The sequence below is a fragment of the Anaerostipes sp. AF04-45 genome (genome assembly GCF_003461725.1).
Classification (GTDB): domain Bacteria; phylum Bacillota; class Clostridia; order Lachnospirales; family Lachnospiraceae; genus Anaerostipes; species Anaerostipes caccae.
On the sequence record NZ_QTXQ01000001.1, the window covers coordinates 166,528 to 187,270 of the forward strand.

A 20,743-nucleotide genomic window follows, 5' to 3' on the forward strand; every position below is an offset into this window, starting at 1 on the left:
ATTCATTTTGATATTATAACACGAAGCCCGGTTTTGTGATATAATTTAATAAAAAAAGTGAGGAGCCTTTATGGATTTTCAAATACTCGACTTTATCCAAACACATATAAGAACCCCGTTCCTGGATGATTTCTTCTCCAGGATCACACATTTAGGCGACGCGGGCACGATATGGATTCTGATCGCCGTTATCCTTCTGTTCACAAAAAAATACAGAAAAGCGGGTGTCGGCATGCTCATTGCTATGCTGGTTACTTACATATTAGGGGATCATATCATCAAGCCTTTGGTGGGCCGGGCAAGACCTTTTACCTATCGGGATATCAAACTTCTGATTCCTCCTCCGGGCCAGTATTCTTTTCCGTCCGGTCATACAGCTTCTTCTTTCTGTGCCGCCGTATCCTTGTTTTTATACGACAAAAAGCTGGGAATCCCAGCTTTTGTCCTGGCAGCACTGATCGCGTTCAGCAGGCTGTATCTGTATGTACATTATCCAACCGATGTCCTCGGCGGGATCCTACTGGGCACTGTCTGTGCAGTCACTGTGTTCCTGCTGCTTCGACGCAATGGACACGTCGATGGAACAGTCTGAAACGTGGTCTGAGTTAATGGACAGTCCGTAGTCGATGTGCAGCGCCATGCTGTCTTCTTTCTCCTCAAGGTCGATCTTGCTTGTATTGATCCCAAGCAGAAGGCTTCCGAAAGGAGTGTCATAATAAGTGAGGTTTTCTTTTCCCCGCTCAAATACCATATGGGAGCTGCTGGCTCCCTTTTTTGTTACTTCCACGACCTTCGGGCTGATCTTGAGACGGTTTTTTACGACCTGGGAATCGTCGGTCAGCTCATCATAAATGACATAGTGCTTTCCGTTTTTCAGATAGTAATCCCCTGTCGTCATCAGCTCGATAGGTTCTTCCGTACCGGCATCCAGCTGAAGACCGGAAATATTGATAATCACTTCTTTGTTCATTTGTCTCCTCTAATACCTTTCAATATCTATGGGCTGTACTTTTTCCACATGACAGGGCAGAACCCGGTCCGCAAAACTCAGAAACTGATCTTCCATATCGCTGACATAATAATGATACTCAGCTGTATGGCCGCTCTCCGCCTCCATCTCCCTTTCTTTCAGAAGTTCCCTCAGAGATTTCGCCGTCTCGTAGGCGGGATTGATCAAGGTTACATTGTCACCCACAAAATTTTTGATGGGATTTTGCAGCAAAGGATAGTGGGTACATCCAAGGATCAGGGAATCGATCTGATACTGGTCAAACTCCCGCAAATATCTGGATACCATGTCTTCTGTGATCCTGTCGTCGATCAGTCCCTCTTCCACGAGGGGCACAAACAGAGGGCAGGCTTTTGTCACCACGGTTACATCCGGGTTCAGTTCCCTTAAATACTTTCCATACTGGCCGCTCTTTACAGTGGCATTGGTTCCAATGATGCCGATATGGTGATTCTTCGTGGCCCTGGCGGCCGCAATAGCCCCCGGACGCACCATGCCGATCATGGGAACGATATATTCCTGCTGGAGCTTGTGCATAGCAAGGGCGCTGGCCGTATTGCAGGCTATCACAATGGCCTTTACATTTTTGCTCAACAGGAAATTTACGATCTGCCTGGAGTACCGGATGACCGTATCTTTCGACTTCGTACCATAGGGTACCCTGGCCGTATCTCCGAAATAGATCATGCTTTCATCGGGAAGCTGTCTCATGATCTCCCTGGCTACGGTAAGCCCCCCGACCCCTGAGTCAAATACTCCGATGGGCGCATTGTCACGTACACTGCTCATATTTATTCAAACCTTTCTTCCGCAAGACGGATCAGCTCGTCTGCAAGGGCCGGCGTTTTGATTCCCTGGGCCGCCCAGAGCATCGGATACATGCTGATGGACGTAAATCCTGGAAGTGTATTGATCTCATTGAACACGACCTCCCCATTCTCTGCAATAAAGAAGTCTACGCGGGAAAGACCGTATCCGTCAACAGCCTTAAAAATCTCAGCTGCGGATTTCCGGATCTCCTCTCTCGTCTCCTCCGGCATCGGAGGATCGATCAGGGTCTTTGATTCCTGGTTATTATATTTGGCATCATAATCATAGAAATCGGCAGCGGCCAGAATTTCTCCCACACCGGAAGCCTTTATCTCTTTTCCTCCGAGGACGGCGCATTCCACTTCCCGTCCAACGATGGTCTCCTCCACTAAAATATTGCGGTCATGTTCGGCAGCCTTTGACAGTGCTTTTGAAAGTGCTTCCCTGTCCTCCGCCTTGGAAACTCCCACGGAAGACCCTGCCCGGGAAGGCTTCACAAACATCGGATAAGAAAGCTTTGCCTCTGCCCGGTCAAGAGCGTCCTCCATCTGAGTTAAGTCACTCCTGCGGATATGGACAAACTGTGCCTGCCGGATTCCAAGGTCTTCCACAATGATCTTTGTATAAACCTTATCCATCGATACCGCGGAAGCCAGTACCCCGCATCCCACATACGGGATCTGAGCCATTTCAAACAGTCCCTGAATGGTCCCGTCTTCTCCGTTTAAACCGTGAAGCACCGGGAAGATTACATCCACAGGCTGCAGCCGGTATGTACCCTCTGCGAGGAGTACCAATGCCTTATCTTCTGTATCCGGAGAAATAATCGCATTCACCCTGGATTCTCTCCAGCTTCCGTCTTCAATCTCTTTTAATTTATCCACAAGCAGCCAGCGGCCGTCTTTTGTTATCCCCACTAAAATCACATTATATTTTTCTTCATCCAGGCTTCGTATGACTGTGGCAGCCGAAACACAGGACACTTCATGTTCGGAGGATCTTCCCCCGAAGATCACAGCGATATTTTTCTTCATCTCTGACTTACATCTCCTTCCGAGTGCGCAATGCTATCATATTCACGCTTCGCGTACATTATATCATAAACTTTTCAAAAATAAATCCATAAAACTTTCTGCGGTACTTTTCATATTCCTCTCTGCTTCGGAACGTCCATCCATAGACCGGGATTCCCGAAATCTTCCGGCACAGCTTTAGGGACGGCTCCTCCCAGTAAATATATTTGTATGCAATAAAATCCGGCTTTGTGGCAAAGTTCGTCAAAAGATTCTGTTCCGCCCAGTAGGCAAGCTGGTTCCCCTTATGGTGATCCTTTCTGAAATTCATGGACAGCTGCCCGCGTATGACTTCCGGACGGTTTAGCCTGAACCAGAACAGTGCAAACGGATGAAAAGATTCCATACAGTAGAGTCCCCGGTATTGATCCAGCACTTCTGCCGCCAGCCGACAGAGTTTCCGGTCACAGTGCTCCATTTTCAGTTCCACCAGAAGCGGCACCTTTCCGTCTACCAAAGCCAGCACATCCGCAAACCGGGGAATCCGTTCTTTTGTCTCCATCAGAGAATATCTCTTAAGCTCCCGGTAGGTCAGATCACGAATCTTTTTGTTGACACCGCAGGTTCTCTTCAGATCGTAATCATGATGGACGACCATCACATCATCTTTTGTAAGCTGTACATCCAGTTCAATCCCATATCCGTAGGTAACCGCATTCCTGAAAGCCTCCATAGAGTTTTCCGGTATCCCGTGAAAGCCATGGAGCCCCCGGTGAGCAAAACATTTCGTTTCCAGCACCGGATGTTTTCTTGGCTTCCCGGGATAGATCATATACAGGTAAAGAAAGATACAAAACGGAATCACAAGTATGATCATAACTCTCCTCTTTTCTTCCTGACAGCCTGCTCCAATACTTCCCTTTTATTTTTGGCCGGATCTTCTAAAACAAGTTCTAAAAGTCCTGCCAGCATTTCTCCTATTTCTCTGCCGGGTTTCATTCCCAGACTGATCAGGTCCTTTCCGTCAAGAGCCAGATCTTTCACCTGAAGACAGTCCTTTTCCTCTTTGATTTCCTCAAACAGCAGTCTCGTACGGTCAAGGATCTGCTGCTTTTCCTCCTGCATAAAAGTGCTCTGGGCTGAAATATCTGCCTGCTGGACTTTTAAAAGTTTCTCAAACAGTGGCACCGAAATTCTGCTGACCCAGCGTCTCACAGTCTTTTTGCTGACCTCATCCAAAGAACCGAACCGTACGTCATGCCAATATACAAGTCTGGTCACCTGCTTTATGGTTTGGTTGTCAAATTTCAGTCTTTTCAAAATCTTCCTGGACACCTCTTCTCCGATGGTGTTATGTCCCTGAAAACTGTCTTTTATTTTCCCTTCGACTCTGGCTTCAGGCTTTCCCACATCGTGGAGCAGCATCGTCCACCGCAGTATATGGTCCGGCTCAGTATTTTTTAAAGCCTCCACCGTATGAACTCCTACGTTATAGCAGTGATGAGGGTTATTCTGAGGTGTCTCCATCATCCGGTCGAATTCCGGGAGCACCACTTTTGTAACGCCCAGATCAAATGCGTCAAGGATCGTTTCCGGGTGATCGGACAGGAGAAGCTTTGTGAGCTCCGTCTGAATCCTCTCCGCACTGATATCTTTTAAGAACTTCGCCTGTTTTTGTATGGCCTGCTTTGTCTCTTCTTCTATCACGAAGCCAAGCTGTGCCTGAAAGCGCAGCGCCCTCAAAATTCTGAGGGCATCCTCATCAAAACGTCTGCGGGCATCTCCCACACAGCGAATGGTCTTCTTTTTAAGATCCTCCGCTCCGCCGTAATAATCGATCAGTCCGTCTCTGTCATTGTATGCCATGGCATTGATAGTGAAATCTCTTCTCAGCAGATCTTCTTTCAGGGATTTGGTAAAACAGACTTCTTCGGGCCTTCTATGGTCTCTGTATTCTCCGTCCACCCGGTAAGTGGTCACTTCAAACGGTTCTTTTCCCATCATCACTGTCACCGTACCGTGGGCGATTCCCGTGTCGATCGTATATGAAAAAATCTCCTTTACTTGGTAAGGAGATGCGGATGTGGTAATGTCCCAGTCCGTAGGGCATTTCCCCAAAATGCAGTCCCGGACCGGGCCGCCTACGACATATGCTTCGTAGCCGGCCTGTTCCAGCTGATTTATGATCTGTTTTGCTTTTTCAGGTATCTCAATCTTAAACATAAAATTCCTTTAATATGCTTTTCCGAAAAGAACCATCTTCTTCGCAGGTTTTCCACAGTGCACACACACGTCTCCGAGATGTTCCTGTTCAAAAGGCATACATCTGGTAGTAGCCCCTGTCTCGTCCTTGATGGCTTCTTCACACTCGGTTTCCCCGCACCACATTGCTTTTACAAAGCCCTGCTGCTTTTCGATGATCTCCGTAAACTCATCCCAGTTTCCTGCCTCGTGGGTATTCTCCTCCAAATGCTTTTTCGCCCGTTCCAGCATGTCTTTCTGCATCTGGTCAAGCACTTCGGAAAGCTTTGATTCGATCTCGTCAAGAGAAACAAAAATCTTTTCTCTCGTATCGCGGCGCACAATCACTGCCTGGTTCTTTTCGATATCTTTCGGTCCGATCTCGATTCTGGTTGGGATTCCCTGAACTTCCTGTTCACTGAACTTCCATCCCGGACTCTTGTCGGAATCGTCTACTTTTACTTTATAATTTTTAGAAAGGCGCTCTCTGATCTCTTCTGCTTTTTCGAGAACTCCTTCTTTTTTCTGCATGATCGGCACGATCATCGTCTGTACCGGTGCGATTTTCGGAGGCAGCACGAGTCCTGAATCGTCGCCGTGGACCATAATGATCGCCCCGATAATACGTGTGGACATGCCCCATGATGTCTGATGGACATACTGCAGTTTGTTGTTCTTATCGGTATACTGGATATCAAACGCTTTAGCAAATCCATCCCCGAAGTTATGGCTTGTCCCTGACTGAAGAGCTTTTCCGTCATGCATCAGTGCTTCGATCGTATAAGTGGCATTGGCCCCTGCAAACTTTTCTTTCTCCGTCTTCTGTCCTTTGACAACCGGAATTGCCAGGTACTGCTCGCAGAAGTCCGCATACATATTTAACATCTGAACCGTGCGCTCCTCAGCCTCGTCGGCTGTCGCATGGGCCGTATGGCCTTCCTGCCAGTAAAACTCAGAGGTGCGCAGGAACGGTCTCGTGCTCTTTTCCCAGCGGACTACGGACACCCACTGATTATATAACTTCGGAAGATCCCTGTAAGACTGGATGATATTAGAGTAAAAATCACAGAACAGAGTTTCAGAAGTCGGCCTTACACAGAGACGCTCCTCGAGCTTCTTATTCCCTCCGTGAGTCACCCACGCAACTTCCGGCGCAAAGCCTTCCACGTGGTCTTTCTCTCTCTCCAAAAGGCTTTCCGGAATAAACATCGGCATTGCCACATTTTCCACACCTGTCTCTTTAAATTTAGCATCCATTACTTTCTGAATATTTTCCCAAATGGCATATCCGTTGGGGCGAAGGATCATGCATCCTTTTACACTGGAATATTCAATTAATTCTGCCTTTTTAACAACGTCGGTATACCACTGTGCAAAGTCTTCATCCATTGCAGTGATGGCTTCTACCAGCTTCTTTTCTTTTGCCATGTGATTGATCTCCTTCTTATCTCTTAATTTATTTAAAATATCTTTTTATTTCTCATGTACTGCCTTGTCTGATGTCATCTTCCGACTTACTGCGTATTCTTATCTTTTCCTGCTGCTTTAATTCCATATAAAATGTGGCCAGAGAAACCTGAACCCATGGAGCGACTACCAGAACACCCACTACCAGGAACAGCAGACCGATGAACAGCCGCGGGAGAAAAAACAGCCAAAACGCGATTAATCTCAAGTAATTACCATGCATCATGCTGATTCCCCGCCGCACTGCCGGGCTGCATTTCTGCTCTTCTCCGTCCAGAAGTAAATATAATGCGGGAAAATAACGCAGCTCTACGACGATAACAGCCAGTATTTGTTCTATTAATGACAGATAGAGAGAATCCAGATAAAGTGTCAAGTTTAAAATATAGCTGCTACAGGAAAATAAAATCATATACACGTTCGTCATTAAAATTTTTCTGAGAAGCAGCCATAAGATTCCTTTTGACTTACTCTCAAATACATAGAAAATATAGTCTACGTTCGCTTCCACACCTATGGCTACCATCATACAAGCAAAAATATTACCTGTCCAAAAAACAGACATCAGCAGTTGTTTTGAAATCTGCAGCATCAGTGCAGCCGGCAGAGCAGGAAACAGCACCACCAAGTTTACTTTCCATGTCTCAAGACCTATGATGATCATTATAATAATAATTTCAATCAAAATCAGAGTATACAGATTATCTTTAGCCCTTACCTTCGCTAAATCCCAAATATCCTTGAGTTTCATTCTCTCTCTCATTACTCTCCCACTTCAAATCTGCCCCGCAAACTTTTTATCTCTGCAGATCAGATCCATATAGAACAACGCCTCTGCCACATTCTTCCATGGTACCACAAATAAAAATCCGATTCCACATGTAAGTACAGATAACAGGATAAACGGCAGGAAAGATAGCTGAAGACTTATGTGGCTGATATAATTGCCTTCCATCATTCGCACACTTCTTTTCAATGCCCTTTTTCTATTTTACTTTTTTCCTGTCTCTTTAAATCTGTATAAAATACAGCCAGGCTTATTTGATACCAAGGAGTTACAATCAATAATCCCAATCCGCAGGGAATCAGGGCAAGCAGCATCCATGGCAGAAACGAAAGACAGAGCCCCAATAATCTTATATAATTCTTGTGCATCATATCATTTCCCCGCCATATTGCCTTTCGGGATATCTCTTCCTCACCTTCTAACAGCAGATACAGTGCCGGAAAATAGCGCAGTTCAACAATAACCGAAGCCAAGAAACTCGAAATTGCCGGCATATATGGGTCATCCAATCCTATTGCATAAGGTATGATACCGCCAAAAAAGTTTATAAGAAAAGCAATCAGCAAAGTTATTATAAATTTTCTGAAGATCAGCCATAAAACCTGTTTTGTCTTATTCCTGAACAAATAAAAGACCTGCTCTACCTTCGCCTCTTCTCCTTTTAATACCTTCAGACACGCTGCAGCACTCCCCGTGATAAAAACAGCCATTAGACCGTACATTATAAGCTCCACCATGATCTGGAGGATTGAACCTGGAAAAAGCATGGTTGTTCCCACTAGCCACGCTGACAATCCTACGCCGATAAAAAATATAATGGTTTGAATAACAACTAAAACTTTCCAATTTTCTTTTAATTTTTCTTTTGAAAACCTACGAATTTCCTTAAGGCCCATTCTCTCTCATATTCTCTCTCCTTATTTGCTACCACTCGTAGCGGTGCAGCTGCCCTTCTCTCTGGAAATGGTCAAATCTCTGCTGTCTCAGCACCTCATAGGCCACAATCGCCACAGAGTTGGACAAGTTCAGGGAACGGATCTCAGGAAGCATCGGAATCCTGACTGCCGTCTCCTTGTAGTCAAGCAGAATTTCCTCCGGAATCCCGGCACTCTCCTTGCCGAACATCAGATAGACGTCTTCATCCGCGCCCCCATAAGTGACATCTGCATAGGTCTGCCTGGATTTCGTAGTTGCCATGTAAATCTTAGGATGATGATTTTTCTCAAGAAAATCCTCAAAATTCACATAAGTCCTCACATCCAGGTGTTCCCAGTAGTCCAGTCCTGCCCTTTTGATCATCTTCTCATTCAGTTTAAATCCCAGCGGTTCGATCAGATGCAGGACCGCGCCGCAGGCAACGCATGTCCTTCCGATATTTCCGGTATTGGCCGGCATCTCCGGCTCATGCAGAACAATATGCAGCATGATTATCTCCTTAGTTTCTCAATAAATGTGCCAAGCCTGTTCAGGGCTTCTTTCAGCTCGTCGATGGAATACGCATAGGATACTCTCAAATATCCTTCTCCGCAGGCACCGAAAGCTGTTCCCGGGACGATGGCAACCTTCTGTTCTTTCAAAAGTTCTTCCGCAAACTTCTCCGAGCTCATGCCAAATTCCTTAATACACGGAAATGCATAAAAAGCTCCCTCCGGCTCAAAACACTCAAGCCCCAGTTCCCGGAACCGGTGAAGCAGATAACGTCTCCTCTGGTTATAGGAATTTTTCATCTCCTCCACCTCATCATCACAGGCGCGGAGTGCCTCCACCGCTGCATACTGGCTCGTGGTCGGCGCCGCCATGATACCGTACTGATGAATCTTCACCATCTGCTCCATGATGACTTTCGGAGCTGCCGCATAGCCCAGTCTCCAGCCCGTCATGGCAAATGCCTTGGAGAAACCGTTGATGACAATCGTCCGTTCCTTCATATCCGGAAGTGCACCAATACTGACATGCTTGTGTCCGTATGTAAGTTCAGAGTAAATCTCATCAGAGATTACGATCAGATCATGTTCTTTCGCAAAATCGGCAATAGGCTCCAGGTCTTTTTTTGTCATGATAGCGCCTGTAGGATTATTTGGGAATGACATAATAATGGCTTTCGTCTTATCCGTCACCGCCTCCTCAAGCTGTTCTCTCGTCAGCTTGAACTTATTCTCTTCTTTAAGTTCTACAGTGACCGGGACCCCGTCTGACATAATGACACACGGCACATAGCAGACAAACGATGGCTGGGGCACAATGACCTCATCCCCGGGATTTATGATAGCCCTAAGAGCCACATCGATCCCTTCGCTTCCGCCCACCGAGACAAGCACTTCGTCATTGCGGTAGCGCAAATGATATTTTCTTTTTAAATATCTGCAGATTTCATCCCTGAGTTCTACGAGCCCGGCATTGGATGTATAAAATGTCCTGCCTTTTTCAAGAGAATAAATACCTTCTTCCCTGATCCGCCACGGAGTGTCAAAGTCCGGCTCTCCAACCCCCAGGGAAATCGCCTCCGGCATCTCGCTCACAATATCAAAAAATTTCCGTATACCGGAGGGTTCCAGCATCACGGCCTTTTTAGACAGCATATCTTTCATTATGGAGTCACCGCCTGTCTTTTATCTGCTTTTTTTGCCTCCAGCACCGTTCCGTGGTCCTTATATTTTTTAAGGACAAAGTGAGTGGCCGTACTTAAAACCGCCTCCAGAGGAGCCAGTTTAGAAGAAGTAAACATAGAGATCTCCTTCATTGTCTTTCCTTCCAGCATGACCATAAAATCATAGGCCCCGGACATAAGATACAGCGCTTTTACTTCCGGAAAATTGTAGATACGTTCTGCAATCTTGTCAAAGCCTTCTCCCCTCTGCGGTGTCACTTTTACCTCAATCATGGCAGTCAGCTGTTCCCGGCTCGTGTGGTCCCAGTTGATCAGTGTGTGATACCCGCAGATAATGTGTTCCTTTTCCATCTCGGCAATTTCATTGGCGATATCTACTTCCGTAGAATCAAGAAGAACCGCCAGCTCTTTTAAGTCCAGACGGCTGTTCTTTTCTAATAATTTTAATATTGATTCTCTCAGCTCTTGATTCATGATCTCTCTCCAATCTTATACAATTCGTCTTGTTTCGGAGCTTCCAGGCTCGCCGCCTTGCCCTGTCGGTAAATGATCTTGTCATTGGAATCTGTGGTGCGGCCGATCACCGTGGCCTTGATCCCTTCCCGCTCCAGTTCTCTCACAAGAGCGTTCCCATGGTCCGTAACGATCAGCATAGAACCGCTGGAGATCAGCTGGTACGGGTTCAGATCGAAGAACTCACAAAGCTCTATCGTATGCTGCCTGACCGGAATATCCTCGATCGAAACCTCCAGTCCCACACCCGAGGCCTGGGCCACTTCCCAGAGAGCACCGTAAATTCCGCCCTCTGTAATGTCATGCATGGAGGATGCATACTTTCGTGCGATCTTTCCCTCAGGTACAACCGAAACCTGTTCAAGACAGGCCTTCGCCTCGTCAAGGAACTCTTCCGGAAAACGTTCTTTTAACAGTTGTTCCTGTTCCCTGGCGATAATACCGGTTCCTTCCAGGCCGATGTATTTGGTCACCACGATATCCTGCCCCGGCTTGGCGCCTCTGGTAGACACAAGTTCTTCCTCTTTCACCCTGCCGACTCCGGTGACGGAAATCAGGGGCTGCCTGACCGCATCGGTCACCTCTGTGTGGCCCCCGATCACTGCAATGCCAAGCTTTAGGCACTCTTCCTGCACCTCTGCCGACAGCTGCCTGAGTTCTTTCTCCTTCGTCTCCGGAGGGAGAAGGACTGTGAGCATAAGTCCCACCGGTTCGGCTCCCGAAGAGATCAGGTCATTGGCGGTGATATGCACTGCCAGCCTGCCCGCTTCTTTGGCCGCTCCTGTGATCGGGTCGGTGGAGAGTACGAATACCTCTCCTTCTTCAAGCTTCAATGCCGCACAGTCTTCTCCAATGCCGGGACCGATCAGGACTTCGTCCCGCTTCGCTCCCAGCTGTTCTAATATAACTTTTTTTAAAGTGGCTTCCGGAATTTTTCCTATCTTCATGATTTTTCCCTGATCAATTCTCTTTGGATGATTGAGTTGCCTGAGTACTCTTCTTTTCTGTTGATTTCTTCGCAGGAGTTTTTTTCTTTTCTGTGGATTTCTCCGTTGATTTTTCAGTCGATTTGCTGTCTTTCTTTTTCTTGTCCTCGTCTTTTTTCTTCTCTTTTTTCTTGGTTCCTACTCTCACCGTGTTCGGAGTCGCCATATAGCTGGACGTATTAAACAGAATCTTCTGTGTCTTCTTGCCCTTTTCCTTAACGATCTTCCAAAGCTTCGCAGTGTAGCCGGTATGCCCGACCTGTTCTACAACCCGTTTCCCTTCTTCCAGTGTCGGGTCCTTAATCACTTTCTCTCCGGAACTGTTTCTCACTGAAGTCGTCTCAGAGACAAACTCCACGTGCCGGTTCGGATTGGTTTTCTGTCCGTAGACGCTGAACGTGATATTAGAACCGTCGGCAATTCCTTCTATATATATAGGGAAGTCATACTGGTTCTCAAACTTCAGATCCTTATAAGTTCCGGCGATGGCTGCATCGGCAGATCTTGGCACATAGGATACGGTCATAGAATGAGGGTGGCGTTCTTTGATCTTTAACTCCGCCCGGATCACCGCATTGTAAAGTGTCGTAGAGACCTGGCAGATTCCTCCTCCGTAAGTCTGCACTGTCTGGCCGTTCTCATAAGAGCCTGCCAGGTAATAGCCATTCTCGCTCGTAAACGGAGAAACCGCTTTGTACACGGAAAAAGTTTCTCCCGGATATACAACTGTTCCGTTGATCATCTTTGCGCCGTTGGCAACATTTCCTTTTCTCCCCGGTGCGGAAGATCCGTAATAGGTTGTCTTTGTCCCCAGCTTATCTTTGACTTTTGCCATGTCTTCGCTGGTATACTCCGCCTTTTTCCTTGTAACTTTCAGAGGTACTTTAAAGCTTTCCGCCTCAACCTGCTTTTTGTACGCCTGAAACGTACTCTTTTTGTCCAGCGCATACCCTGTCTTTTCTTTTATGATGATAAACTTTCCGTTCTTTCTCTTTAAAGATGCATTTTTGGGCTCTGAGACAATCTTTTTCGCCGCAGAGTCCAGTTCCCTGTCAAATATCTTCTGGTCATAGCTGCGCTCAATCTTTACGATTGTCTTGTCTTTCTTGACCTGGGAATAGCGGTTTATAATGCTTCCCGAACGTCCCACGTCGTAGGCATCCTTTACTGTTTTCTTCACATCCCATGTGACGCCTGTCTTCGAAAGTTTTGTCACTGCTTTCTCGCCGTCCACATAAAATGTAATATCTTTTTTCTGTTCCTTCTCTATATAATCTTCAATCTGTTTTTTTGCTTCTTCCTTTGTCATTCCTGCCAGGGATTTTCCTTCGAATATAACCCCCCGGACTATTTTATTATCTTTGGTAGCCCCTTTTACCGTCTGACTGATATATACAAATACACCAATGCAGATGACGGCTAAGATCCCGGCAGCAATGCCGGCTTTCATTCTTTTTGACATACCTATCCTTCCTAAAATGTTCACGTCTGCAAAATTGTTGTCCTTAATTACACCATTAAATAACCGGCGACTGTCGTGCCGACCATTACGATCACCAAAAGGATCGCTATGATCCCGGCGATCATTCTTTTCTTTTTCATCGCATCACCCCATATTTTGAAATAATCTCGTCTATTATCCTGGAAGCTTCACTCATTGTCAGTCCGTCTATGCTGTCGTTATCCTCTATTTTATGATATTTCCTCAGTTCGTTCAAGTACCGTTTTTGCTTTGCCGTGATCATCTGGAGTTTTTTGGGACGGTACTGAAGCGGTTCCGGAACAAAGACCTTCTGGTCCTCTCCGAATTCTCTCTTCATGGACTCAAATACAACCGCGGTTGCCAGTGCATCGTCATAGGCTCTGTGAGCCGCCTGATTGACATAGTGATAATGCTCACAGAGACTCGAAAGCTTTTTGCTCTCCAGCCCGCGAAGCAGCAGCCGGGCGGCCCTGAGGGTATCAACACCTTCTTTTTCAAAAGCATAACGAAATCTCTTTGCCGCAGTTTTCATGAACCGGTAGTCAAACATCAGATTATGTCCCAGCACCGGATAACCCTCGCTGAATGCGAGGAAGCCCTCCACGCCTTCGCGCATGGGGATTCCGCCGTCCAGCATCTTCCTCGTGATCCCTGTCAGCCGGATGATGAAGTCCCACACTTCCCGCTCCGGATAGATAATACAGTTGTATTTTCCGGCAATTTTGCCGTTTTTGACCTTCACCGCCCCGATCTCGATCACCTGGTCTTCCTCCACGGAAAGTCCTGTGGTTTCCAGGTCAAAGGCAACGTACTCTCTCATAGGCTATACCTCACATGAAGGGCAGACGCTCTGAAGGGTACATTCCCCGCATTTCGGCCGTCTGGCGATACAGACGTTCCTTCCGTGGGTAATGATCTGAATATTGTAGAGAATCCACTGCTCTTTCGGCAGCACCTTCATCAAATCGTGCTCTATTTTCACCGGATCGTCGTTCTTTGTCAAATATAATTTTTTGGAGATCCTTTTTACATGGGTATCCACCACGATGCTCGGCTCATGGAAGATATTTCCCCGAATTACATTGGCAGTCTTTCTTCCCACTCCGTCCAGAGCGGTCAGCTCCTCAATGCTCTCCGGCACTTCCCCTCCGTGCCGCTCAATGATCTGGCCCGCGGCTCCAATGATGTTTTTCGCTTTATTCTTATAAAATCCTGTGGAATAAATATCTCTCTCAAGTTCCCTGATATCTGCCCGGGCGAATGCCTCTAAACTCATATATTTTTTAAACAGCTTTTCTGTCACAATATTGACTCTGGCATCCGTACACTGTGCGCTTAGCATCGTCGCAATCAGCAGCTGCCATGCATTTTCATGGTTTAAATAACATTTGTATTCTGTCGTATAAGTCTCGTTCAGAATATCACAGATCTTTCTCACTCGTTCCTTTGTTACTCTTTTGGATACTTTCGCCATAGGTTTCTGCTCCTTATGAGTTTCCTCCGATAGTTTCTTCTGACCGGTAGCGGTCATGCAGTGTGAGGATCGTTTTCCTCAGTTCACTGTTCAGCTGCTCTTTTGTGACTCTCCACTCCCAGTTGTCCCCCACCGTGGAAGGCGTATTGATCCTGGCCCGGCTTCCGAGCCCCAGATAATCCTGAAGCGGAATGATCACTGTATTTCCTCTGCTCTCAAGGGCCAGAGAAATCAGATCCAGGTTCACCTCTCCGGTGCGCACAATCGTGCTGTGGTCTAAATAGTGATGCAGGAAATTTTTATCTGCCTCCGGCATGTCACCATACCATCCGAGGACCGTATCATTATCATGGGTTCCCGTGTAAACCACACAGTTTTCTTCATATTTGTGCGGCAGATACGCACTGTCATCCCATGCCCCAAAGGCAAATTCCAGTATTTTCATTCCCGGATAACCGATCTCCTTTTGCAGCTCTCTCACGGAATCTGTGAGAAAACCGAGATCCTCCGCGATGATCTTCACATCCCCGACTCTCTCTTTTAATGCCGTGAAAAATTCCAGCCCCGGCCCTTTTTCCCATCTGCCTCCTGCTGCTGTCTCGGCATCTGCCGGAATGACAAAGTATTCATCAAAGCCCCGGAAGTGATCCAGCCTCAGCACGTCATATAAGAGGAAGTTGTGGCTTAACCGCTTCATCCACCAGTCATATCCTGTACTCCTGTGATACTCCCAGTCATAGACAGGATTTGACCAGAGCTGGCCGTTCTCCGCAAAAGCATCCGGAGGGCATCCTCCCTGAACTCTCGGCTCTCCCTGTTCGTCAAGCTGAAACATTTCCGGATGTGCCAGAAAATCGGCGCCTTCCTTTGCCACATAGAATGGCAGGTCTCCAATGATACTGATGCCGTTTGCATTGGCATACTGTTTCAGCTTCAGCCACTGGCTCAAAAACTTGTACTGGACAAAGCAAAAATACTCTCTCCCTTTTCCCGGCTGTTTTAAATCCATATATCTGCAGAAGTCATCCAGCCACTCTTTGTGGACATGTTTGAAATCTTCGTAGTCTTTTCCTCCGCGGAAGCGGCTGTATGCGATCCAGAGCAGGATCTCCCTGGACATAAAGACTCTGTCATAGTCTACTTTGTCCTCGCCGTCCGCAAACTCCCAGCCGTCACATTCCTCAGGAGTCAGAAGGCCTTCTGCCTGGAGCTGCTCTAAGTCAATATATAAGACGCTTCCCGCAAAGCTTGAATAGGATAAATATGGAGAGTTCCCCTCCCCGATCGTACCCAAAGGCAGGATCTGCCAGTAAGACTGGCCTGTTGATTTCAGAAAGTCTACAAACTGGTAGGCTTCTTTAGAAAAGCACCCGATGCCGTATGAAGACGGCAGGCTGAAGATAGGCAGCAAAATACCACAAGATTTCATTCAATACTCCTTATAACTACTGATGAGGGTCTCATCATCTGATTAACAGTTTTCGTATCCCTCATTATAACATGATTTCCTGTGGTTGTTTGCTTAAAATAACGTACATCGTACTATTTTTGATGATTTTTTATAATACTGCGGATCGTTTTATACAAAAACGGCTTTAACTGCTCCAATGTGACGGGCTGTCCGAACAGAATTGCATTGTAACAGCTTCCGGAAATCAATTCCACGATCAGGTAGATCATTGTCTCCGGCTCCTCAAATTCCCTTCCGGATTCCTTCATCAGATTCATATAAGCTTCATATATATTTTCATAGTCTCCGTCCATCGGTTCATTGATCGCATTTTTAAAGATGCCCCACCCCAGATGTTTGGAGATCAGTTTCAGGAGTGTGGGATTCCGGTACAGCTGATCAATAATATTGTCTGCCAAAAACACGATTTTGTCTTCAAACAGCCGGATATCAGCTCGTTCCAGATCCCTGTAAGCCTTTTTAAAAATCAGTCCGGCCCGGTGTGCGATCAGCTTATAACGGATATCGGTCTTATCCTTAAAATAAAGATAAAATGTCCCCTTGGCAACCCCTGCCTGGCTTACAATATCCGAGATTGATGTCTTCTGATAGCCATTTTGTGTAAAGAGGTGATATGCCGTGTCAAGCAGCGCTGTTTTCTTTCTCTTTTTATTTTCTTCTACTTTACTCATTGGCCTGTATCCCCCTTTTGCTTTTGCCTATGTTATAACATCATTATACTTAAAAATGACCATAAGTCAATATTTTTCAAAAAACCAAAGAATCTTTCGGATAATTATTGACTTTTAGTCATTTCTATAGTATACCATTAATAAGAAAAATGACTTTTGGTCATTCATTTAGGAGGACTGATTATGATTAAATTTGGAAAATGGATTGCAAAGCATCGGAAATTAATCGTTCTGCTTTCCGTTCTGCTGTTGATCCCATCACTGATCGGCATTTCCAAAACCAGGATCAACTATGACATCCTGAGCTATCTCCCCAATTCACTGGAGACAGTCAAGGGTCAGGACATTATGGTAGATGAATTTGGAACCGGGGCTTTCTCCATGGTCGTCGTAGAAGACGCCAAGGTAAAAGACGTCCAGAAGATCAAACACAAAATTGAAAAAGTAGACCATGTAAAAAAGGTTCTCTGGTACGACGACCTGGCAGATACCACGTTTCCAAAGGAAATGCTGCCGAAAAAGATCCGGAATGTTTTCTTTAACAAGAATGCGACAATGATGATTGCCCTGTTTGACAACACCACATCATCCGACGAAACGATGGAGGCAGTCAGTCAGATGCGCCACGTCGTCGGCAAACAGTGTTTTATCAGCGGCATGTCCGGCATCGTTACGGATATTAAAAACCTGGCACTGGAAGAAATGCCAATCTATGTGGTCATCGCTGCAGTGATGTCTCTGCTCGTATTGTGCCTCACAATGGAATCCCTGCTGACGCCGGTCCTGTTTCTGGCAAGCATCGGCATCGCGATCCTGTATAACCTGGGAAGCAATATCTTTCTCGGAGAAATCTCTTACATAACAAAGGCACTGACGGCGATTCTTCAGCTGGGTGTGACGATGGATTATTCCATCTTCCTGCTCCACAGCTATGAAGATAACAAGGTACGGTTTGACAACGACAAACAAAGAGCCATGGCTCATGCAATTTCCAATACCTTTAAGTCCGTTGCCGGAAGTTCCGTTACGACGATTGCAGGTTTCGCAGCCCTTTGTTTTATGACCTTTGCCCTCGGCATGAACATCGGTGTGGTCATGGCCAAAGGCGTGGTCATCGGTGTGATCTGCTGCGTAACGCTTCTGCCGTCCCTGATCCTGATCTTTGACAAATGGATCGACAAGACGACACACAAATCCATCATCCCGGATCTGTCCAACGCTTCCCACTTTATCACGAAGCATTACAAGGCAGCGATTTTGATCTTTCTGATCCTTTTGTTTCCTGCCGTTTACGGAAACAACAACACACAGATCTACTATAACATTGATAAATCACTGCCCCAGTCTCTTCCGAGCAATGTTGCAAATAAGAAGCTGAGCGACGATTTTCATATGAGCAATATCCATATGGTCATGCTGAAATCCGGCATGTCCGCAAAGGAAAAGTCTCAGATGCAGAAAAAGATCGAACAGGTAGACGGTGTCAAATGGGTTCTCGGCATGGATTCCGTAGTAGGTTCCGCCGTTCCGACCGATATGATTCCGGGCACGATCAGCGAAAACCTCATCAGTCCCCATTATGAGATGGAGTTCATCTGTTCCGACTACAAAACCGCAACCGATCAGGTCAACCGGCAGATCGCGAAGATCAATACCATCGTAAAAAGTTACAGCAAAGAATCCATGGTAATCGGGGAAGCCCCCCTTACAAAGGATCTTGCAGACGTAACCAATGTGGATCTCCGCAATGTCAACATTGCTTCGATCGCAGCCATTTTTATTATTATCATGATCGTATTTAAATCGGCATCCCTTCCGGTTATTTTGGTAGCCGTCATTGAGTTTGCCATCTGCGTCAATATGGCTATCCCATATTATACAGGGGAGGAACTGCCCTTCGTGGCAAGCATTGTCATAGGCACCATTCAGCTGGGCGCAACCGTAGATTATGCGATCCTGATGACCAGCCGCTATCAGAAAGAACGTATCCGCGGAAATACAAAACGGAAATCCATCCGCATCGCCCACGAGACATCCATGCTTTCTATTATTACAAGCGGGCTCAGCTTTTTTGCCGCAACGTTCGGAGTAGCGCTTTACTCCAAGATTGATATGATCAGTTCGATCTGCACTCTGCTCGCCAGAGGAGCCGTCATCAGTACGGTCAGCGTTGTATGCATCCTTCCGGCGATGTTTATGATATTTGATAAATTAATTTGCAAAACAACCTTTGGCATGGGCCATATTCAGGAAATAAAGGAGGACGAAACATGAGAAAAAAGAAATTAAGCAGGACTTTGGCCATGGCGGCTTCAATGATTTTGTGCGCTTCAATGGCCGCAGCTCCGGTATATGCAGCCGATTCCCAAGAAAAAGAGGAAACTGTCTATGTAAAAGCAGACGCTGAAGGCAATACACAGACAGTCATTGTCAGCGACTGGCTGAAAAACAAAAAGAAATCGGCTGAAATCAAAGATGCTACTGATTTAAATGACATCGAAAATGTGAAAGGTGACGAGACTTTTCAGAAAGGCGGCAAACACAGCATCACCTGGGATGCCAACGGCAATGACATCTATTATCAGGGAAAAACCGACAAAGAACTTCCGGTCTCCATGCAGGTGACTTATTATCTGGACGGCAAAGAAATCAGCCCGAAGGATTTGGTGGGAAAGAGCGGAAAAGTCCGGGTACGCTATGAGTTTACAAACCATGATGTACACAACGGGATCTATACGCCGTTTACCATGATCACCGCTGTGGTACTGCCCACAGAACATTTCTCAAACGTGAAAATGGAAAACGCCAAGGATATTTCCGACGGCAGCAAACACATTCTCATGGGTGTGGCCTTCCCCGGACTGTCAGACAGCCTGAAGCTGAAAGACAGTGCCATCGGCCAAAAATTTAATATTCCGGATTCCTTTGAATTTACTGCGGATGTGAAGGATTTCCAGATGACAGTAACTGCAACCGTGGCATCTGCCGACACTCTCTCAGAGTTCGGCCTGGATAAAGCGGATTCGATCGATGAACTGAATGATTCTCTGACTACTCTCTCCAATGCATCAGAGAAACTGGTAAATGGTTCCGGGGAACTGCTCTCAGGCGTTAAGGAGTTAAGGGATGCTTCCAAAACTCTGAAAAACGGCACCGCAGTCCTCAACAAAAAGACCAAAGAACTGTCCAAAGGCTTAAATACTCTGGACGATAAAAAGGATGATCTTATTTCCGGAGCCAAAAAACTCAGCAAAGGCACCAAGGATCTAAAGGCAGGGACCAGCGAACTGGAGAAGAAAACAAAGTCTCTTCCATCTATGATGAAGGAGCTTGCCTCCGGTCTGGAAAGTATGAAATCTCTGACCGGCAGCCTTCCGAGCCAGAAAAAACTTCAGGAGCTTGCTTCCGGTCTGGACTCCATTACTTCCTCTTTTGAGACCATCAAAAGCGCCAATATTCAGTACAGCCAGGCACTTCAGGGACAAATCGACAGCCTTACCGCTATGCTCGGCAGAGGAACGGTTACGGATGCCTCTGACATTGGTGATATTAAAACTGCAATCGGAACCATGCAGGCCATTCAGGGCAAGATGAAAGACGAAAATGACACTATCGACCAGCAGAGCAAGGCTTTATCCTCTTCCTTAGCTCCCGCAAAGGCATTGATCCAGAAACTGAGCGATCCGTCCACTCAGGCATCCTTTAAAAAATTAAGCAGCCTGGACACCAGAGAACTGACCACTGCTGCATCCAGTCTCCGTTCGGCGGCAGTGAAACTGAATAAAGGCGCCGGAGATCTGTCATCCGGGCAGAGCAGTCTGGTATCCGGAACCAACCAGCTGGGACAGGGAATCCACACCGCAGCATCTGGGGGCAAAAAATTGAGTTCCGCGACCGGCACGCTGGCATCCGGCGGCAGCAAACTTTCCTCCGGTACAGATGCACTGTACACAGGGGCTGACACCCTCAATACGGGCCTGATTCAGTTTAACCAGGACGGCATAAAACGTCTGGTAAACATCATGGACCATGATGTCCAAAACACTCTGGACCGGATCAATGACACGGTAAAACAGGGCGATAAGTATCAGACCTTTACAAAAAAAGCAAAAGGAACAAAAGGCAGTGTCAAATTCATGATCGAGACAGAAGAAATCGAGTAATAATTGCCTCAAAAAGAGCCATGGAATGGTTTTAAATACCGATTCCA

Annotated in this window: 21 protein-coding genes; 3 read left to right on the forward strand and 18 right to left on the reverse strand. The window is 46.5% G+C overall.

Going from position 1 to position 20,743, the window contains the following annotated elements; genetic code table 11:
• Positions 1-70: 70 nt before the first annotated feature.
• Positions 71-592, forward strand: a complete 522-nt coding sequence (locus tag DWV34_RS00790; RefSeq protein ID WP_009289271.1) for a phosphatase PAP2 family protein — start codon at positions 71-73, stop codon at positions 590-592.
• Here DWV34_RS00790 and DWV34_RS00795 read toward each other — a convergent pair.
• From DWV34_RS00795 to DWV34_RS00880, 18 genes are all read right to left on the reverse strand, one after another.
• On the reverse strand, positions 518-970 hold the full coding sequence (locus tag DWV34_RS00795; RefSeq protein WP_009289272.1) for a DUF1934 domain-containing protein: 453 nt from the start codon (positions 968-970) through the stop codon (positions 518-520). The two genes, DWV34_RS00790 and DWV34_RS00795, sit on opposite strands and share 75 nt — an antisense overlap.
• 9 nt (positions 971-979) lie before the next feature.
• Complete coding sequence (gene murI / locus DWV34_RS00800) at positions 980-1,798, reverse strand: glutamate racemase (protein ID WP_009289273.1); 819 nt, start codon at positions 1,796-1,798, stop codon at positions 980-982.
• A gap of 2 nt (positions 1,799-1,800) precedes the next feature.
• Positions 1,801-2,853, reverse strand: coding sequence for a D-alanine--D-alanine ligase family protein (locus DWV34_RS00805; RefSeq protein WP_006567484.1), 1,053 nt, complete (start codon positions 2,851-2,853; stop codon positions 1,801-1,803).
• Positions 2,854-2,911: 58 nt separating this feature from the next.
• The gene (locus DWV34_RS00810) at positions 2,912-3,709 is read right to left on the reverse strand and encodes a glycerophosphodiester phosphodiesterase family protein (protein ID WP_118475054.1); all 798 of its coding nucleotides are present in this window, start codon (positions 3,707-3,709) and stop codon (positions 2,912-2,914) included.
• On the reverse strand, positions 3,706-5,055 hold the full coding sequence (locus DWV34_RS00815; RefSeq protein WP_009289275.1) for a CCA tRNA nucleotidyltransferase: 1,350 nt from the start codon (positions 5,053-5,055) through the stop codon (positions 3,706-3,708). The genes DWV34_RS00810 and DWV34_RS00815 overlap by 4 nt, the downstream gene beginning before the upstream one ends.
• Before the next feature lie 9 nt (positions 5,056-5,064).
• Positions 5,065-6,501 carry a proline--tRNA ligase gene (gene proS / locus DWV34_RS00820; RefSeq protein WP_009289276.1) on the reverse strand — a complete coding sequence of 479 codons (1,437 nt, stop codon included), beginning with the start codon at positions 6,499-6,501 and terminating at the stop codon, positions 5,065-5,067.
• Between the two features lie 52 nt (positions 6,502-6,553).
• The gene (locus DWV34_RS00825; RefSeq protein WP_108912300.1) at positions 6,554-7,291 is read right to left on the reverse strand and encodes a hypothetical protein; all 738 of its coding nucleotides are present in this window, start codon (positions 7,289-7,291) and stop codon (positions 6,554-6,556) included.
• 24 nt (positions 7,292-7,315) lie between these two features.
• Entirely contained in the window at positions 7,316-7,498 is a 183-nt protein-coding gene (locus tag DWV34_RS00830) for a DUF975 family protein (RefSeq protein WP_009289278.1), read from the reverse strand.
• Positions 7,499-7,512: 14 nt separating this feature from the next.
• Complete coding sequence (locus DWV34_RS00835) at positions 7,513-8,223, reverse strand: DUF975 family protein (RefSeq protein WP_022261202.1); 711 nt, start codon at positions 8,221-8,223, stop codon at positions 7,513-7,515.
• Between the two features lie 28 nt (positions 8,224-8,251).
• Positions 8,252-8,752 carry a tRNA (cytidine(34)-2'-O)-methyltransferase gene (locus tag DWV34_RS00840; protein ID WP_009289280.1) on the reverse strand — a complete coding sequence of 167 codons (501 nt, stop codon included), beginning with the start codon at positions 8,750-8,752 and terminating at the stop codon, positions 8,252-8,254.
• A 2-nt stretch (positions 8,753-8,754) separates the two neighbouring features.
• Positions 8,755-9,915, reverse strand: coding sequence for an aminotransferase class I/II-fold pyridoxal phosphate-dependent enzyme (locus DWV34_RS00845; RefSeq protein WP_009289281.1), 1,161 nt, complete (start codon positions 9,913-9,915; stop codon positions 8,755-8,757).
• Entirely contained in the window at positions 9,915-10,397 is a 483-nt protein-coding gene (locus DWV34_RS00850) for an Lrp/AsnC family transcriptional regulator (RefSeq protein WP_039930266.1), read from the reverse strand. Before DWV34_RS00850 ends, DWV34_RS00845 begins: the two co-directional genes overlap by 1 nt.
• An 8-nt stretch (positions 10,398-10,405) precedes the next feature.
• Positions 10,406-11,395, reverse strand: coding sequence for an AIR synthase family protein (locus tag DWV34_RS00855; protein WP_009289283.1), 990 nt, complete (start codon positions 11,393-11,395; stop codon positions 10,406-10,408).
• 13 nt (positions 11,396-11,408) lie between these two features.
• The gene (locus DWV34_RS00860) at positions 11,409-12,896 is read right to left on the reverse strand and encodes a VanW family protein (protein WP_022261203.1); all 1,488 of its coding nucleotides are present in this window, start codon (positions 12,894-12,896) and stop codon (positions 11,409-11,411) included.
• A 136-nt stretch (positions 12,897-13,032) separates the two neighbouring features.
• Entirely contained in the window at positions 13,033-13,737 is a 705-nt protein-coding gene (locus DWV34_RS00865) for a 3'-5' exonuclease (protein ID WP_118475056.1), read from the reverse strand.
• Positions 13,738-13,740: 3 nt separating this feature from the next.
• Complete coding sequence (nth, locus tag DWV34_RS00870; protein WP_009289286.1) at positions 13,741-14,391, reverse strand: endonuclease III; 651 nt, start codon at positions 14,389-14,391, stop codon at positions 13,741-13,743.
• Between the two features lie 13 nt (positions 14,392-14,404).
• Positions 14,405-15,820 carry a 4-alpha-glucanotransferase gene (gene malQ, locus DWV34_RS00875; protein ID WP_006567497.1) on the reverse strand — a complete coding sequence of 472 codons (1,416 nt, stop codon included), beginning with the start codon at positions 15,818-15,820 and terminating at the stop codon, positions 14,405-14,407.
• Between the two features lie 113 nt (positions 15,821-15,933).
• Positions 15,934-16,533: a TetR/AcrR family transcriptional regulator gene (locus DWV34_RS00880; protein ID WP_006567498.1), complete on the reverse strand. Its 600-nt coding sequence runs from the start codon at positions 16,531-16,533 to the stop codon at positions 15,934-15,936.
• Positions 16,534-16,716: 183 nt separating this feature from the next.
• Between DWV34_RS00880 and DWV34_RS00885 the strand changes: the two genes are divergently transcribed.
• Positions 16,717-18,807 carry an efflux RND transporter permease subunit gene (locus DWV34_RS00885; RefSeq protein ID WP_009289289.1) on the forward strand — a complete coding sequence of 697 codons (2,091 nt, stop codon included), beginning with the start codon at positions 16,717-16,719 and terminating at the stop codon, positions 18,805-18,807.
• On the forward strand, positions 18,804-20,696 hold the full coding sequence (locus DWV34_RS00890; protein WP_009289290.1) for an X-X-X-Leu-X-X-Gly heptad: 1,893 nt from the start codon (positions 18,804-18,806) through the stop codon (positions 20,694-20,696). The genes DWV34_RS00885 and DWV34_RS00890 overlap by 4 nt, the downstream gene beginning before the upstream one ends.
• Positions 20,697-20,743: the final 47 nt, after the last annotated feature.

Bases quoted from the DNA above. Each gene is read 5' to 3' on its own strand.
- DWV34_RS00790 (WP_009289271.1), top strand. From the start codon at position 71: ATGGATTTTCAAATACTCGACTTTATCCAAACACATATAAGAACCCCG.
- DWV34_RS00795 (WP_009289272.1), bottom strand. From the start codon at position 970: ATGAACAAAGAAGTGATTATCAATATTTCCGGTCTTCAGCTGGATGCC.
- murI (WP_009289273.1), bottom strand. From the start codon at position 1,798: ATGAGCAGTGTACGTGACAATGCGCCCATCGGAGTATTTGACTCAGGG.
- DWV34_RS00805 (WP_006567484.1), bottom strand. From the start codon at position 2,853: ATGAAGAAAAATATCGCTGTGATCTTCGGGGGAAGATCCTCCGAACAT.
- DWV34_RS00810 (WP_118475054.1), bottom strand. From the start codon at position 3,709: ATGATCATACTTGTGATTCCGTTTTGTATCTTTCTTTACCTGTATATG.
- DWV34_RS00815 (WP_009289275.1), bottom strand. From the start codon at position 5,055: ATGTTTAAGATTGAGATACCTGAAAAAGCAAAACAGATCATAAATCAG.
- proS (WP_009289276.1), bottom strand. From the start codon at position 6,501: ATGGCAAAAGAAAAGAAGCTGGTAGAAGCCATCACTGCAATGGATGAA.
- DWV34_RS00825 (WP_108912300.1), bottom strand. From the start codon at position 7,291: ATGAAACTCAAGGATATTTGGGATTTAGCGAAGGTAAGGGCTAAAGAT.
- DWV34_RS00830 (WP_009289278.1), bottom strand. From the start codon at position 7,498: ATGATGGAAGGCAATTATATCAGCCACATAAGTCTTCAGCTATCTTTC.
- DWV34_RS00835 (WP_022261202.1), bottom strand. From the start codon at position 8,223: ATGGGCCTTAAGGAAATTCGTAGGTTTTCAAAAGAAAAATTAAAAGAA.
- DWV34_RS00840 (WP_009289280.1), bottom strand. From the start codon at position 8,752: ATGCTGCATATTGTTCTGCATGAGCCGGAGATGCCGGCCAATACCGGA.
- DWV34_RS00845 (WP_009289281.1), bottom strand. From the start codon at position 9,915: ATGAAAGATATGCTGTCTAAAAAGGCCGTGATGCTGGAACCCTCCGGT.
- DWV34_RS00855 (WP_009289283.1), bottom strand. From the start codon at position 11,395: ATGAAGATAGGAAAAATTCCGGAAGCCACTTTAAAAAAAGTTATATTA.
- DWV34_RS00860 (WP_022261203.1), bottom strand. From the start codon at position 12,896: ATGTCAAAAAGAATGAAAGCCGGCATTGCTGCCGGGATCTTAGCCGTC.
- DWV34_RS00865 (WP_118475056.1), bottom strand. From the start codon at position 13,737: ATGAGAGAGTACGTTGCCTTTGACCTGGAAACCACAGGACTTTCCGTG.
- nth (WP_009289286.1), bottom strand. From the start codon at position 14,391: ATGGCGAAAGTATCCAAAAGAGTAACAAAGGAACGAGTGAGAAAGATC.
- malQ (WP_006567497.1), bottom strand. From the start codon at position 15,820: ATGAAATCTTGTGGTATTTTGCTGCCTATCTTCAGCCTGCCGTCTTCA.
- DWV34_RS00880 (WP_006567498.1), bottom strand. From the start codon at position 16,533: ATGAGTAAAGTAGAAGAAAATAAAAAGAGAAAGAAAACAGCGCTGCTT.
- DWV34_RS00885 (WP_009289289.1), top strand. From the start codon at position 16,717: ATGATTAAATTTGGAAAATGGATTGCAAAGCATCGGAAATTAATCGTT.
- DWV34_RS00890 (WP_009289290.1), top strand. From the start codon at position 18,804: ATGAGAAAAAAGAAATTAAGCAGGACTTTGGCCATGGCGGCTTCAATG.